Here is a 15,168-nt window from a genome sequence, read left to right as displayed (position 1 = left end):
CTTAGGGACATCTAGTGACATTCGGCAACACGACGAATATACTTGTCGATATGCACAACAAGATCGACGATGGAGACCGAACCCCCAGCGATGTTGTGGGTCGGCAGGTCCAGGTCCACAGAGACCGGCTCGGCATCACCCGAGAGCAGCTCGCGGAGGAGTGCGCGAAGTTGGGTGCTCCCCAACTGACCTTCGCCGCGCTGACCAACATCGAGACCGGCCGGAAGAACCCGAAGACCGGGGTCCGGCGACGTGAGATCAGCGTGGACGAACTGCTCGTCATCGCCTACGCCCTCGCGGTTCCGCCCCTTCTCCTGCTCTTCCCCCTGGAAGGTCCAAAGCCTGCACTGACGCCGCCTCACTGGAAGGGGGGGCTGAACCCCTACGCGGCGTGGAGGTGGGCGATGGGGGAGGAGCCCCCCGGTCACATGCAAGAAGACGGGCAGGCGCGCGCTGACTTCTCCACGATCGCCAAGACGGGCAAGGATCGTTTCGAGGCGTGGCGGGAGGTCGTTTATCCCGTCGAGCTGTACCGCTCGCTGCGTGACGCGGAGGGAGTCGTCAGAGCGCGGAAGGATGCCGAGTCCCGGGCCGCAGCCTTCGTCGAGCTTGCAAAGGTCCTCGACCAGATGATCAGGGCGGGCATTTCTGTGCCTGCCTACACCTCCGATTGGGCGGAGGAGATCCGCGCAACAGGCGTCATTCGCCACCCGCAGGCGCTTCAGGCGCTCGACCCCGAGGAGAACGAGTGAGCAGTAAAGACGAGAAGAAGCCCCGGCGGAGGTCCCCCGGCGAGGGCGGCGTCTTCGAGTACAAGCTTGCCAACGGCAAGACGCAGTTCGGAATCAAGTTCATGGTTCCTCAGCCGGACGGGACCAAGAAGCCCGTGCTGCGTCGTCGAGACGATGAGGGCAGGCCGTGGACGACGAGGGCGGCGGCTCAGAAGGCCGTGCGTGAGGCCCTGTCCAAGGTGGACAAGGGCGAGTTCATCGAGCCGTCCAAGCAGACCACGGGCGGCTACCTCGACGACTGGGCGAACGGCCTGCGCAAGGCTGACAGCACCGTCGCCTCGTACAAGAAGAACATCCGGCTGCACCTCAAGCCGTACATCGGCAGCATCCCCCTGGCTTCCCTCACCTCCGCGAAGATCACGGCGCTGTACGTGATGTTGGAGAAGGAGGGCATGCGCGACGGCAAGGGAGAGCTGATCGGCGAGGGTCTGTCCGCCCGTACGGTCCGTTACATCCACACCATCCTGCGGTCGGCGCTTCAGGCCGCCGTGGATGCCGAGCCTGCCCTTCTCGCCAAGAACTCCGCCGACAAGGCCAAGCCGCCGACCGCGAAGGAGGCCAAGGCCCCGGAGATGCACCCGTGGAACGACGAGCAGCTCCGGACCTTCCTCGACTGGTCACGGCAGAACAGCGCCCTCCACAGTGCGTGGCTCGTGCTGGCCTATACGGGCATCCGACGCGGCGAACTCCTGGCGCTCCGCTGGCGGGACCTCGACCTCGACAAGGGCAAGATGAGCGTTCGGCGGTCGGTCGGGCTGATCAGGGTGAAGGGGGAGGGGAAGAAGATCCAGGAGGGCACCACTAAGAGCTGCAAGGCCCGTGTGATCGACCTCGACCCCGCGACGGTGGCGCTCCTCCGCCAGCACAAGAAGGAGCGCGGGGGTCTGGCCCTCAAGCTCGCCCAAGGCGACGCTCTCGTGTTCGGTGACCATGAGGGCGTATGGCGGCACCCGGAGCGGTTCAGCCGCACGTTCAAGGAGCATCTCGCCCGTTGCCGTAGGGAACTGGCCAAGCAGGGGATCGAGCCGCCGCCCGACATCCGGCTCCACGACCTCCGCCACACGCACGCCACGATCATGCTGATTGCCGGCGTGAACCCGAAGATCGTGAGCGAGCGGCTCGGGCACTCGACGGTGAGCATCACGCTCGACATCTACTCGCACTGTCTCCCGACGATCCAGCGTGAAGCCGTCGAGAGGTTCGCCGCGATCATGGGCGGCAACGGCTGATCAAAGCCGGGAAGTATCAGAGCAGTATCACGGCTCGTTCTGGTGGCGAAAATAAGAAAGCCCCGAGCCTGTGACCTGCACAAACTCGGGGTCTCCTGGGTGTCCGAGGGGGGACTTGAACCCCCATGCCCATCACTGGGCACTAGCACCTCAAGCTAGCGCGTCTGCCTATTCCGCCACCCGGACTTGGTGCCTGCACGCGGGACCGTCATCCCGCGTCGGCTCAGTAAGGTTAGCAAACTCTGAGGGGTGCGTCATACCAAGAATCCTCCGGGCCCTCGAAGTGAGTCAGGAACGGGGTCGGTGAGGCCTCCGCATGGGGCTTCGGTGGCGTACGGCTGACGTCTGGCTGGTGTACGGCAGAGGGTGTTGGGGCAGTTGGGGGCGGTTTGCACTCAGGGGAGTTGGTGAATTTCTGGCTCTCAAGTGAAAAGCCCTTGCGGCAACCTTGGGTGCTGCTACGGTTACGGACCGTTGAGGGGTGAGTCCACGGACCGGCCTCATGATGTGAGGCCGGTTCTGGAATTTCGGGAGGTCACGTGGCACGAGCGGTGGTGCGGCGGCTGAGGGCGATGGCCCTCGGTGCGCATCGCCTGCCCGTGGCCGACCCGGCACAGGGCGCGACCACCGATCGGGTTGACCGGATGGCGCGGTTCGCGGCCGGTGCCCGTCGGCTCGTCACGCGGGCGGTCACGGTCGGCTCCCTGGTAGCCGCCGGATGGCTGCTCGCTGTCGTGTTCGGCATGCTCACCGCCGACCCGGCCGCCGCCGAAGCTACGGCGACCGCCGACGCTACGGCGACTGCCGCGACTACGGCAACCGCCGAAGCCGAGGCCACTGCCGAAACTGCGGCGAATGCCCCGGCGATGGCGGCGGCCAAAACAGCGGTGAGTGACGCCGCGGCGCTTCACTCCCTCACCAGCCCGGACCGTGTCTCGGAGTCCGACAACGCCGAGGCCATGGCCGGGCGTACGGTCGACGGGCTCAACAGCCAGCAGGATCCTGGCCTGCCAGCACCATCCACCGCCGGAAAGATCCTGGACACCAATGGTCTGGTGCCCAACGGCGGTGCCGGCGGCCTGTTCGGGGCCGCTGCGGGGGACGTCGCGAGGTCCGTGTTCGACCCGCGGCCGCAGGCTCGGCGCGCCCTCCTGGCGCGTGAGCTTCCCCCTGTCGTCCGCACAGCGGCGGACGACCCCTCCTTCTCGCCTGACTGATCCCCGCCCCTCTGGTGCCGGTCTTCTTCACAGCCGGCCACGAATCACGAAGTAATGCGGCGGAGCGTGGTCTGACACCCCTTCGCCAGCGGGTGAAACACGTCAGTTCAGCTGGTTCGTGAAGTTGATCGAGGTCTCCGCTGTGCGCGAAATCTCGTACGGCCTCGGCTGCCCGCGAACCGTGTTCAGGTATCCCCCCAAGAAGACCACTAGGAGCATTCATCATGCGTACGTGGGCAAAGGCATCTACTCCTGCGGCCCTCCTCGCGGTGGCCGTCATGTCCTTCGGCAGCGGCACCGCCCTGGCCGACACCTCGGGCGACGGGTCCGTCGGCGGCGGCAACCAGGTCAACCTGCCGATCTCGCTCCCCATCGACATCAGCGGCAACTCCGTCGGCGCGGTCGGCTCGTCCGAGGCCTCCTCGCAGGGCGGCGCGACGGTCGTCAACAAGGGCGGCAACTCCTCCAACCGGACCTCGGGCGACGGCAGCGTGCTCGGCGGCAACCAGGTGAACGCGCCCATCAGCGCCCCCATCAACGCCTGCGGCAACGCCATCTCGCTGATCGGCAGGTCCGACGCGGGCTGCAAGGGCGGCGCCACGGTTCGCAACCAGGGCAAGGGCGGCGCCGGCGGCAACCGCACCTCCGGCGACGGCAGCGTGCTCGGCGGCAACCAGATCACCGCGCCGATCTCCGCCCCCATCAACGCCTGCGGCAACGCGGTGGCGATCTTCGGCGGCGCCGTGGCCGGCTGCAAGGGCGGCGCCAGCGTCCACAACACCGGGGTGGGCGCCGGTGGCAACCGCACTTCGGGCAGGGGCAGCGTGCTCGGCGGCAACCAGGTCATCGCCCCCATCTCCGCGCCGGTGAACATCTGCGGCAACGCGGTGGCGGTGGTCGGCCGGGCGTTCGCGGGCTGCAAGGGCGGCTCGAGCGTCACCAACAACGGCGGCTCGCACGGCTACCACAAGGTCGCGGGCTCGACCGGCAACGACACCGACGGGCGCTACGGGGTCGGCAGCGGCAACCAGGTCATCGCTCCGATCAGCGTGCCGGTGACGGTCTGCGGCAACGCCGTCGGAAACGGCTCCGCCGGATGCAAGGGCGGCGCGAAGGTCGAGAACAGCGGCGGCGGCTCCGGTGCGGGCGGCAACGTCACCTCGGGCCGGGGCGGCGTGCTGAGCGGCAACCAGGTGGTCGCGCCGATCACCGCTCCGATCAACATCTGCGGCAACGCGGTGGCCGTGCTCGGCCACGCGTTCGCCGGCTGCAAGGGCGGCGCGCGCGTGACGAACGGCGGCAAGGGCGCGGGCGGCAACTACACGTCCGGCCGGGGCGGCGTGCTGAGCGGCAACCAGGTGATCGCGCCGATCACCGCTCCCATCAACATCTGTGGCAACGCGGCCGCGGTGCTCGGCAGGTCCGAAGCCCACTGCAAGGGCGGCGCCAAGGTCAACAGCACCGGTGGTGGCGGAAACCACACCTCCGGTCGCGGAGGCGTGCTCGCCGGCAACCAGGTCATCGCGCCGATCGCCGTTCCCGTCAACGTCTGCGGCAACGCGGTCGCCGTGCTGGGCGACGCCGCGGCCGGGTGCCTCGGCGGGGCCAACGTCGGCAAGCCGGGGCCCGGGTACGGCCACTTCGCCGGCGTCGCCGCGACCAAGGAGGCCAAGCGTGGGCTGCTGCCCATGCTCCCCGCCGTCCCGGCCATGAGCGGCATGCAGGACGTCGCCGGGGTCACCCAGAAGGTGCACGGCGTCGGCGGGGTCCCGCAGCAGCTGGGCGTGACCTCGCTCCCGCTGGTCGAGGACGTCGCCGGCACGTTCGGCCTGCCGCAGCTGCCCGAGCTGCCCGGCCTGCCCGCCCAGGCGCAGGCCCCGGCCCAGGCTCAAGCCCCGGCCCACGCGAAGAAGACCCGCGTCGCCGGCCCGGCTGACGGCGCCCGCCGCCCCGCCGCCCCGGCCGGCCCCGTGTCCGTGCTCAGCCCGGCGACCGACCTGGTGGCCTCCACCCCGGCCGGCGGCGTGGTCACCTCGGCCGCCCACGGCCTGCCGGTCGGCAGCCTGATGAGCGCCGAGCAGCCCGCCGGCCTCACGGGGATGAACTCGAACTCCCTGCTGGCCCTCATGCTCGGCTCGATGTTCGCCGCCTCGGCCGCGCTGTTCGGGACCGCCCGCCGGTTCCGGTTCGGCCGCAAGTAAGGGAATCAGACAGTACGAATACAAGGTGCGGCAACTGCTCACAGCCTGTGAGTAGCCGGCGATAGACGCTTTGCCCGTTCCGGGGGCGCGGCCTGGGACGGGCAAAGCCATACCCACGTTCAGAGCGTGCTGCGTACCCGCATGACCTTGCGACGTAGCCGTACGTGACGGCTCCCGTCGGGGTGCACGCGGACGCGGGCAAGCTCCCACTTGCCGTACTCTGCGTGTTCGGTCAGCAGCTGACGTGCTGCTTCACGAGTGAGATCGCGTGGAATGAAGATATCCATGTAGGAGTAGTCGAGCACAACGATTAGTCTCCAGGGTGAGTCAGGGCGCCATGCCGCTCGATGGGCCTTATTCTGCGTGCTTGTGGGTGGACCCGGAAGGTAGTGGGTAGCCCGCGGGGGAAGGAAATTTCCGCGAGTCGGGTTACCTTTCAGTCTGTGCCGACTCCCGGCAGGGGGATTTGCAAGCGAACAGCGAGGTAGGAAGCAGCGTGCCAGCCAACAACGGCAGCGCCGGCGGAACACGCCTGGTCATCGTCGAGTCGCCGGCCAAGGCGAAGACGATCGCGGGGTACCTCGGGCGCGGCTACATCGTCGAATCGAGCATCGGTCACATCCGCGACCTGCCGGAGAAGGCCGACGACATTCCCGAGAAGTACAAGGGCGCTCCGTGGGCGCGGCTCGGGGTCAACGTCGAGCACGAGTTCGAGCCGCTGTACGTCGTCAACCCCGACAAACGGTCGCAGGTCAACAAGCTGCGGCAGTTGCTGAAGGACGCTGACGAGCTCTATCTGGCCACTGACGAGGACCGCGAGGGCGAGGCCATCGCCTGGCACCTGCGCGAGGTGCTCAAGCCCAAGGTCCCCGTGCACCGCATGGTGTTCCACGAGATCACCCCGCAGGCCATCCGGGACGCCGTGGCCAACCCGCGCGACCTCAACCTCCGCCTCGTGGACGCCCAGGAGACGCGGCGCATCCTCGACCGCCTCTACGGCTACGAGGTCAGCCCGGTCCTGTGGAAGAAGGTCAAGCCCCGGCTGTCGGCCGGTCGCGTGCAGTCGGTGGCGACGAGGCTGGTGGTGGAGCGGGAGCGCGAGCGCATGGCGTTCACGCCTGCCCATTACTGGGACCTGCAGGCGCTCTTCGACACCAACAAGACCGAGGAGCGGCCGCGCGACTTCACGGCGACGCTGACCGGGGTGAACGGCAAGCGGGTGGCGCAGGGCCGCGACTTCGCCAGCACGGGACAGCTCAAGAACGCCGACGTCCTCCACCTTTCCGAGGTCGCCGCGGGAGAGCTGGCCGGCAGGCTCAGGGGTTCGTCGTTCGCGGTCAAGTCCGTCGAGCGGAAGCCGTACACGCGCAAGCCGTATGCGCCGTTCCGGACGACCACATTGCAGCAGGAGGCCAGCCGGAAGCTGGGGTTCTCCGCGAAATACACGATGCAGGTGGCGCAGCGGCTCTATGAGAACGGCTTCATCACCTACATGCGTACCGACAGCATCACGCTGTCGGAGACCGCCGTGGCGGCCGCGCGGTCGCAGGCGATCAAGCTGTACGGCGCCGCGTACGTGCCCGACAAGCCGCGTGTCTACAGCAGCAAGGTGAAGAGCGCGCAGGAGGCGCACGAGGCGATCCGGCCGTCGGGCGAGGAGTTCCGCACGCCGGGCGAGACCGGGCTGTCCGGCGACATGTTCCGCCTGTACGAGCTGATCTGGCAGCGGACGGTGTCCTCGCAGATGAAGGACGCGGTCGGCGAGTCGATCACGGTCAAGGTGGCCGGCAGGTCGTCCGCGGGCGAGGACGTCGAGTTCAGCGCCTCCGGACGGACGATCACCTTCTACGGGTTCCTCAAGGCATACGTCGAGGGGGCCGACGATCCCTCGACCGACCGCGACGACTCGGAGAAGCGGCTGCCCAACCTGGCCGAAGGCGACGCGCTCAGCATGACCAGGCTCGACGTGGCGGGCCACTCCACCAAGCCGCCCGCGCGTTACACCGAGGCGTCGCTGGTCAAGGAGCTGGAGGACCGGGAGATCGGGCGGCCCTCGACGTACGCCTCGATCATCGGGACCATCCTCGACCGCGGCTACGTGTTCAAGAAGGGCACGGCGCTGGTGCCGTCCTTCCTGGCGTTCGCCGTGGTCAACCTGCTCGAGCAGCATTTCGGCAACCTGGTCGACTACGACTTCACGGCCGAGATGGAGAAGGTCCTCGACGACATCGCCAACGACCGGGCGGAGCGGGTGCCGGAGCTGCAGCGCTTCTACTACGGCGCCGACGGCGACGAGGGCCTGAAGGAGATGGTCACCGACCTCGGCGAGATCGACGCCAAGGAGATCAGCTCCTTCCCGGTCAAGGGCACGGACATCGTGCTGCGGGTCGGACGATACGGCCCGTACCTCGACAGGGACGGCGCGCGGGTCAACGTGCCCGAGGACATGACGCCCGACGAGCTGACGGCGGAGAAGGCCGAGGAGCTGTTCTCGCGGCCGACGGGCGACCGGCAGCTGGGGCAGGACCCGGTGACCGGCCACACGATCGTGGCCAAGGACGGCCGGTACGGGCCCTACGTCACGGAGATCCTGCCCGAGGCGCCGGAGGACGAGGCGCCGAAGAAGCGGACGAAGAAGGCTGACGCGCCCAAGCCGCGCACCAGCTCGCTGTTCAAGACGATGTCGCTGGACACCATCACGCTGGAGGACGCGCTCAAGCTGCTGGCGATCCCCAGGCTCGTGGGCGAGCTGGAGGGCGAGGAGGTCGTGGCGTACAACGGGAAGTTCGGCCCGTACCTGAAGAAGGGGACGGACTCCCGGTCGCTGGCCTCGGAAGAAGACCTGCTGACCGTCACGATCGAGCAGGCCAAGGAGCTGTTCGCGCAGCCCAAGACGCGCGGGCGGCGGGCCGCCGCCGCGGCGCCGCTGCGCGAGCTGGGCGACGACCCCAACTCCAAGAAGCCCGTGGTGGTGAAGGAGGGGCGGTTCGGCCCCTACGTGACCGACGGCGAGACGAACGCGTCGCTGCGCAAGGGCGACACGGTCGAGGACATCACGATCGAGCGGGCGGCCGAGCTGCTGGCCGAGCGGCGTGAGCGGGCGCCGGCGCCGAAGAAGACCACTGCCAGGAAGGCGCCGGCGAAGAAGCCCGCGGCGAAGAAGCCGGCGGCCAAGCCGTAGCGCACGGTCCGCGACTTCCGGGAGGCCGCCGCTTCCGGAGTCGCGGGTCCAGCCATAGGGAGGCCGCTGCTTCCTGAGTCGCGGGTCCTGCCGCAGGTAGCTTGTGACTTCCGGGGGCCGCCGGACGCTGCCGCCGGAAGTAGCATCAATGATGTGATCGTGTTGGTGTTCGCGGGCTTGGTCCTGCTTGCGCACTTTTATCTGTGGCATCGGATGGTGCGCTCCACGACCGGCCCTGGGCGCCTCCGCAAGGTGCTGAGCTGGGGCGTGGTGGGTCTGGCCGCCCTGGTCGTGGCGACGTTCCTGGGCAGCCGGCTGGAGTTCGGCCACTGGCTGGCCTGGCCGGGATACGTCTGGCTGGCCCTGATGTTCTACTTGCTGGTCTTCCTCGTGGTGCTGGAGGTGCCGCGGGCGGTGGCCGCGTTCTTCGTGCGCAGGGCCGAGCGGCGGGCGGCGCCCGAGCCGGAGCCCGTGCCGGTCATGGCGGGCGGCGCCCCGGCGGTTCCCGAGCCCGCGCCTGAGGCGCCGCCGATGAGCAGGAGGCTCTTCCTCGGGCGGGCCACCGCGACCGTCGCGGGCGTGGGAGCGTTGGGCACGGTCGGGTACGGCATGACGAGCGCACTCGGCGACCCTGTGATCGAACGCGTGAAGGTGGCGCTGCCGAAGCTGGACGCGCGGCTCAGCGGCCTGCGGTTCGCCGTGGTGAGCGACATCCACCTGGGGCCGCTGACGGGCCTGGGGCACACGGAGCGGATCGTCCGCATGATCAACGGTCTCGAGGCCGACGTGGTGGCGATCGTGGGCGACCTGGTGGACGGGTCGGTCGCCCAGCTGGGGGCGCTGGCACAGCCGCTGAAGAGCCTGGAGTCCCGCTACGGGGCATATTTCGTGACCGGCAACCACGAGTACTTCGCCCCCAGCGGGCCCATGGAGTGGATCGAGGAGCTCGACCAACTCGGCGTACGCTCGCTGCGGAACGAGCGCGTGGAGATCAGACACCAGGGCGCCGTGCTCGACCTCGCCGGGGTCAACGACCTCAACGGCGAATCCGCGGGCGACGGCCCCGACTTCGACAAGGCGCTGGGCGGCCGGGACACCAGCCGGTCCACCGTGCTGCTCGCGCACCAGCCGATCCAGGTCGAACAGGCCGCCCGCCACGGCGTCGACCTGCAGCTGTCCGGGCACACGCACGGCGGGCAGATCGCGCCGTTCAACCTGGTGGTGGGGCTGCAGCAGCCCGTGGTCTCCGGCCTGGCCACGGTCGACGGGGTACAGGTCTACGTCACCAGGGGCGCGGGGTTCTGGGGCCCGCCCGTACGCGTCGGGGCGCCGCCGGAGATCACGATGCTGGAGTTGCGAGCCTGACTTTCCGCGATCCGGTAGCCACAGACGGTCATCGTGGCGTAGAGTATCCGACCGGATACTTCTCGGAGGTGGGCATGGTCTCTTCGCCGATGGAGGCGGCACACGCCGCCTTCTGGGCCGAGCGGGGCGGGCTGCTGTTCAGGCAGGCCAGGCATGCGGCGAGCATGAACCAGCGGGCCCTGGCCAGCGTGAGCGGCACGTCGAGGACCACGCTCTCGGCCTACGAGCACGGCAGGAAGTCGCCGACGCTCGAGACCGCGGGGCGCATTCTCGACGCGGCGGGGTTCCGGCTGGCACTGGAGGCGAAGGTCGAGTTCGCGGCTCGGGTGAGCGAGGGCCGGACGTTCCACGTGCCGAGCCGGTTGCGGCGGCTGCCGGTCGGGGCCGCGCTGGGCGTCGTCCGGCTCCGGGGCCGGCCGTACGACCTGACCGACCGGGACGCGCGCCGGGCCGCCTACACCCTCCTGCTGTGCGAAGGCGAGCCTCAGGAGCTGCTCGACCACGTGGACGGGGTGCTGCTCGTCGAGCTGTGGGACGAGCTGGAGCTGCCCGCGGAGATCCGCGCCGAGTGGGGGCCATTGGTGGACGAGGCCCGGCGTGAGGCAGGAGTGCTGAATTGATGCCATTTCCATGGGCCTGTTCGAGGTGTGAAACCTGCGCGAGAGCCCGCGGACGTAATACCCTCGGCCACGAGCCAGCCCGGAATATCCGGCTCGTCTGTTGTCCGCCCACTTCCTGGATACGCTGAAATCATGACTGCCTTTGGCCGACGCCAACCCACCCATGTGCTGGCCAATGCGCCGTTCAGACGGCTGTGGACGGCCATGTCGGTCTGCAGTCTGGGCGACTGGCTCAACATCCTGGCCCTGACGGCCCTGGCCGCCAACATCACGCAGGGCGACTACCGCGTGCAGTCGCTCGCCGTCGGCGGCGTGTTCGTCGCCAAGATGCTGCCTGCGGTGCTGCTCGGGCCGCTCGCGGGCGTGTTCGCCGACCGGTTCGACCGGCGGCTGACGATGTTCGTGGCCGATCTGGTCAGGTTCGCCGTGGTGCTGTCGATCCCGCTGATCCTCAGCTTCCAGTGGGTGATCGGCTATCAGTGGGTGATCATCGCGACCATCCTGGTCGAGTGCGTCAACCTGTTCTGGGTCCCGGCCAAGGAGGCCACCGTCCCCAACCTGGTGCCCAAGGACCAGCTGGAGTCGGCCAACCGGCTCAACCTGCTGGTCACGTACGGCACCGCGCCGGTCGCGGCGCTGCTGTTCGCGGCGCTGTCCGTGGTGGGCGACGCGTTCGGGGGCCTGACGCCGTTCGCGTCCGGCACGGCCGCCACCGGGCTGGCGCTGATCGTCAACGCCTGCGCCTACCTCGTCTCGGCCTTCCTGATCTTCACGCTGCGTGACATCCCCAAGCGCGACGGCGCGATCTCCACGCCTTCCGTCCTCAAGCAGATCGGCGAGGGCTGGCGCTACGTCGGCGGCAACCGGCTGGTGCGCGGGCTGATCATCGGCATGCTGGGGGCGTTCGCCGCGGGCGGGGCCGTGGTCGGGGTCGCGAAGATCTACGTGGGGGCGCTCGGCGGCGGCGACGCGGCCTACGGCGTGGTGTTCGGCGCGGTGTTCTTCGGTATGGCGCTGGGCATGTTCTTCGGGCTCAGGCTGCTCCGCGAGCTGTCGCGGCGGCGGCTGTTCGGCCTGGCCATCACGGTCGCGGGGCTGGTGCTCGTGGCCACCGCGCTGGTGCACAACCTGGTGATCGTGGTCATGCTGACCGTGCTGCTGGGAGCGTGCGCGGGCATCGCCTGGATCATCGGCTACACGTTGATCGGACTCGAGGTCGAGGACGGGCTGCGCGGCCGTACGTTCTCGTTCCTGCAGTCGACGGCGCGGGTGACGTTGCTGCTGGTGGTCGCCGTGGCCAACCCGCTGGCGGCGATCTTCGGCGTGCACGTGCTGCGCATGGGCGAGTTCGCCTACCGGTTCGACGGCTCCAACCTGGTGCTGGTGATCGGCGGGGCGCTCGCGATGGTCGTGGGCATCCTGGCGCTGCGGCACATGGACGACAGGAAGGGCATCTCCCTGTCGGCCGACCTGATCGCGACGGTGCGGGGCGAGCGGTTCCCGGCGGAGGCGGCCGAGCACGTGCCCGGGCTGTTCCTGGCGTTCGAGGGCGGCGAGGGGTCGGGCAAGACGACCCAGTCGCGGCTGATCGCCATCTGGTTGCGCGACCAGGGCTACGACGTGGTGCAGACGCGCGAGCCGGGCTCGACCAAGGTGGGGATGCGGCTGCGGGCGATCCTGCTCGACGCGGCCGAGCGCGGGCTGTCGGCGCGGTCCGAGGCGCTGCTCTACGCCGCCGATCGCGCCGAGCACGTGGAGAAGGTGATCCGTCCCGCGCTCTACCGGGGCTCGCTCGTGATCACCGACCGCTACGTGGACTCGTCGCTGGCCTACCAGGGGGCGGGGCGGGCGCTCGACCCCAAGGACGTGTCCAAGATCAACGCTTGGGCCACCGGCGGGCTGGTGCCGCATCTGACCGTGCTCATCGACACGCCACCCCAGGTGGGGCTGACCCGGCTCGGCGGGGCCGCCGACCGGATCGAGTCGGAGCCGCTGGAGTTCCACGAGCGGGTGCGCAAGGAGTTCCGCGCGCTGGCCGCGGCGGCGCCCGAGCGTTATCTCGTGGTGGACGGCACGCTGCCGCCCGAGGTGATCACTCATCAGATCCAGGACCGGATCCGCGAGATCCTGCCGGACCCGGTGCCGGAGGAGTCGGAGGATGCCACGGGCACGATGCCCGCCATCACCGACACCATGTTCTCCACACGCCGGCGCGACTGACCTGCCTGCGGCGCCCGCGCCAGGTGTACCTGGCGGGCTCCGGCGGCACCGCCTGCGCACACCCACACCGGCACGGGCGCGCTGCGCTTCGGCAGAGGGCCTTCGGAGGAGGGCGCCGCGGCGGTGCCGTCGTGCGGAGTGTGCCTGAGGGGGCGTGGGGCCGTCGCATGCGGCTAGCCTTACGTCGTGGCAGTTTTCGACGACCTCATCGGGCAGGACCAGGCGGTGGCCGTGCTGTCGCGGGCCGCGGCGGCGGCCAGGGAGGTCGTCGAGGGCGGGCGCGGCGCGGGCATGACCCACGCGTGGCTGTTCACCGGGCCGCCGGGCTCGGGCCGGGAGGACGCCGCCCGCGCCTTCGCCGCGGCGCTGCTCTGCCCCGACGGGGGTTGCGGCCACTGCGACCAGTGCCACCAGGTGTTCATCGGCTCGCACCCCGACCTCGAGTCCGTACGCCCCCAGGGCCTGTCCTACAGCGTCAAGCAGACCCGGGAGCTCATCCTGCGGGCGGCCGGGGCGCCGACGCAGGGGCGGTGGCGGGTCATCCTGTTCGAGGACGCCGACCGGGCCACGGAGTCGGCAGCGAACGCCCTGCTCAAGGCCATCGAGGAGCCGCCGCCCCGTACGGTGTGGCTGCTGTGCGCGCCGGCTCCGGACGACATGATGATCACCATCAGGTCGCGCTGCCGGGTGGTCAACCTGACCACCCCCGCCGCGGAGGCCGTCGCCCACGTGCTGGCCACGCGTGACAGCGTGCCGCCGGAGGTGGCCAGGTTCGCCGCGAGGGCCGCTCAGGGGCACATCAGCAGGGCGCGGGCGCTGGCGCTCGACGAGGGCGTCAGGCGGCGTCGTGAGGCGGTGCTGAGCATTCCCCGCTCGCTGACCGGGGTGGGAGAGTGCGTCTCGGCGGCCGAGCGGCTGGTGAAGACGGCCGAGGAGGAGGCCGCCGCGGCCACGGCCGTGCTCAACGAGAGCGAGACCGCCGAGCTGCGCAAGCTCTACGGCGAAGGGTCCACGGGCAAGGGGCTCAACCGAGGACTGGTACGCGGTGGGGCCGGGGCCTTGAAGGAGCTGGAGGACCGGCAGAAGTCGCGGGCCACGCGGATCAAGCGCGATTCGCTGGACTCGGCGCTGCTGGAGCTGGTGTCGTTCTATCGGGACGTGCTGGCCATGCAGTTCGGGGCCGGCGTCGAGCTGGCCAACGACGACCTCCGTTTCGACCTCGACCAGCTGGCCAAGGCGTCCACGCCGGAGGAGACCCTGCGGCGCATCGACGCGATCATGCAGTGCCGGGAACGGCTGGCGGTGAGCGTCAATCCGCAGATGGCCGTTGAGGCGATGATGCTGGCGCTGCGCTCCTGAGCCGCGCCTGGAGCGCTAGGCTGCCCGGGTTGATCGCATTCCTGAGGGGGTTCCGTGCGCGCTCGGGCGTTATGGTCGGTAGTTGTCGGGGCGTCGCTTCTCACCGGGCAGGGGGCCGCCCGGGCTGCCACGCTCGATCCGGTGCCCTCCTCGGAGGTCAGCGCGAGCGATCAGTGGGAGATCGTCGTCTTCCTCTGCACGCCGGCCGCCTACGGCTGTCACAAGCGAGGCGTCACCGAGAAGCAGAAGCGGGCGCTGCGGACGTTCCTGGAGGGCATGCCGGAGCTGAGCGACGTCCAGTTCGTCGATCGGCCCGGCGCGTACGAGAACTTCCGCCAGGATTTCGCATCCAACAAGACGTTGCTCAAGGCCGTGCGGGCGAAGGACCTGCCGGAGTCGTTCCGGTTGAAAGTGAAACAGGGGGCTGACCGGGACAGAGCGAGAATCGCGGTGGCACGGCGGCCGGGGGTGGACATGGCCATCGACCTCGCCGAGATCTATGACGATCCGCACCGTACGTCGGAATGGGACGCCGGCGTCTTCCTGTGCACGAAAGATTCGGCCATGCGGCCCTGCTTGTCAGGCCGTGGCAAGGCGAACGGCAAAGTGGTGACGCCCAAGGAGAGGAAGGCGATCGTCGCGGCGATCAAACGGACGCCGGCGGTCGAGTCGTACGTTTACGAGGATCAGGCGACGGCGTACCGGAACTTCCGCGAGCTCTACGCCGACAACGAGGCCCTCATCGACGCCACCCTGCTCTCGGACATGCCGGAGTCGTACCGACTGAAGTTGCGGCCCGAGGACGACTGGAATGCCGTGAGCCGCAGGCTGGCGCGGCTGCGCGGGGTGAGCCAGGTGTTCAACCAGAGATGTATGGACGCCAAGCTCAAGGTGGACGTCGAGTACGGACGCGGTGACCTGCCTGAGAGCAAGGTCTGCGCACCGCGTTGACAGATCGGTCGGGTGACGCGAGCAGCAGATGAGG

11 protein-coding genes and 1 tRNA gene are annotated in these 15,168 nt (G+C 69.3%); 10 read left to right on the top strand and 2 right to left on the bottom strand.

Going from position 1 to position 15,168, the window contains the following annotated elements; genetic code table 11:
- Window positions 1–50 precede the first annotated feature (50 nt).
- Together AB0J64_RS08780 and AB0J64_RS08775 are read left to right on the top strand one after the other, a co-directional pair.
- A complete protein-coding gene (locus AB0J64_RS08780; RefSeq protein ID WP_364022854.1) occupies window positions 51–752 on the top strand; it encodes a helix-turn-helix transcriptional regulator in 702 nt (233 codons plus the stop codon).
- Entirely contained in the window at window positions 749–2,020 is a 1,272-nt protein-coding gene (locus AB0J64_RS08775; protein ID WP_364022851.1) for a tyrosine-type recombinase/integrase, read from the top strand. The genes AB0J64_RS08780 and AB0J64_RS08775 overlap by 4 nt, the downstream gene beginning before the upstream one ends.
- A 100-nt stretch (window positions 2,021–2,120) precedes the next feature.
- Here the strand turns inward: AB0J64_RS08775 and AB0J64_RS08770 are convergent.
- Window positions 2,121–2,206, bottom strand: a tRNA-Leu gene (locus tag AB0J64_RS08770).
- A 353-nt stretch (window positions 2,207–2,559) separates the two neighbouring features.
- Here AB0J64_RS08770 and AB0J64_RS08765 point away from each other — a divergent pair.
- Together AB0J64_RS08765 and AB0J64_RS08760 are read left to right on the top strand one after the other, a co-directional pair.
- Window positions 2,560–3,237 (top strand): hypothetical protein, encoded by a 678-nt coding sequence (locus AB0J64_RS08765; RefSeq protein WP_364022848.1) that lies wholly within the window; start codon window positions 2,560–2,562, stop codon window positions 3,235–3,237.
- A gap of 224 nt (window positions 3,238–3,461) precedes the next feature.
- Complete coding sequence (locus AB0J64_RS08760; RefSeq protein WP_364022845.1) at window positions 3,462–5,438, top strand: chaplin family protein; 1,977 nt, start codon at window positions 3,462–3,464, stop codon at window positions 5,436–5,438.
- A gap of 119 nt (window positions 5,439–5,557) precedes the next feature.
- Here AB0J64_RS08760 and AB0J64_RS08755 read toward each other — a convergent pair whose 3' ends face one another.
- On the bottom strand, window positions 5,558–5,743 hold the full coding sequence (locus tag AB0J64_RS08755; RefSeq protein ID WP_345000499.1) for a DUF5703 family protein: 186 nt from the start codon (window positions 5,741–5,743) through the stop codon (window positions 5,558–5,560).
- A 191-nt stretch (window positions 5,744–5,934) separates the two neighbouring features.
- On the opposite strand from AB0J64_RS08755, the gene topA reads away from it, so the two are divergent.
- From topA to AB0J64_RS08725, 6 genes are all read left to right on the top strand, one after another.
- Window positions 5,935–8,619, top strand: coding sequence for a type I DNA topoisomerase (topA, locus tag AB0J64_RS08750; RefSeq protein WP_364022841.1), 2,685 nt, complete (start codon window positions 5,935–5,937; stop codon window positions 8,617–8,619).
- Between the two features lie 153 nt (window positions 8,620–8,772).
- On the top strand, window positions 8,773–9,984 hold the full coding sequence (locus AB0J64_RS08745; protein ID WP_364022838.1) for a metallophosphoesterase: 1,212 nt from the start codon (window positions 8,773–8,775) through the stop codon (window positions 9,982–9,984).
- A gap of 74 nt (window positions 9,985–10,058) precedes the next feature.
- Window positions 10,059–10,604: a helix-turn-helix domain-containing protein gene (locus tag AB0J64_RS08740; RefSeq protein WP_364022835.1), complete on the top strand. Its 546-nt coding sequence runs from the start codon at window positions 10,059–10,061 to the stop codon at window positions 10,602–10,604.
- A 132-nt stretch (window positions 10,605–10,736) separates the two neighbouring features.
- On the top strand, window positions 10,737–12,824 hold the full coding sequence (tmk, locus tag AB0J64_RS08735) for a dTMP kinase (RefSeq protein WP_364022832.1): 2,088 nt from the start codon (window positions 10,737–10,739) through the stop codon (window positions 12,822–12,824).
- A 186-nt stretch (window positions 12,825–13,010) separates the two neighbouring features.
- Entirely contained in the window at window positions 13,011–14,183 is a 1,173-nt protein-coding gene (locus tag AB0J64_RS08730; RefSeq protein ID WP_364022830.1) for a DNA polymerase III subunit delta', read from the top strand.
- Window positions 14,184–14,324: 141 nt separating this feature from the next.
- The gene (locus AB0J64_RS08725; RefSeq protein ID WP_364022827.1) at window positions 14,325–15,134 is read left to right on the top strand and encodes a permease-like cell division protein FtsX; all 810 of its coding nucleotides are present in this window, start codon (window positions 14,325–14,327) and stop codon (window positions 15,132–15,134) included.
- Window positions 15,135–15,168: the final 34 nt, after the last annotated feature.

The organism is Nonomuraea sp. NPDC049695 (assembly GCF_040674955.1).
Lineage (GTDB): Bacteria > Actinomycetota > Actinomycetes > Streptosporangiales > Streptosporangiaceae > Nonomuraea > Nonomuraea helvata.
This window is presented reverse-complemented; position numbering and strand designations above follow the sequence as displayed.

Coding starts and splice junctions, on each gene's coding strand:
- AB0J64_RS08760 (WP_364022845.1), top strand. CDS start 3,462: ATGCGTACGTGGGCAAAGGCATCTACTCCTGCGGCCCTCCTCGCGGTG.
- AB0J64_RS08740 (WP_364022835.1), top strand. CDS start 10,059: ATGGTCTCTTCGCCGATGGAGGCGGCACACGCCGCCTTCTGGGCCGAG.
- AB0J64_RS08780 (WP_364022854.1), top strand. CDS start 51: ATGCACAACAAGATCGACGATGGAGACCGAACCCCCAGCGATGTTGTG.
- tmk (WP_364022832.1), top strand. CDS start 10,737: ATGACTGCCTTTGGCCGACGCCAACCCACCCATGTGCTGGCCAATGCG.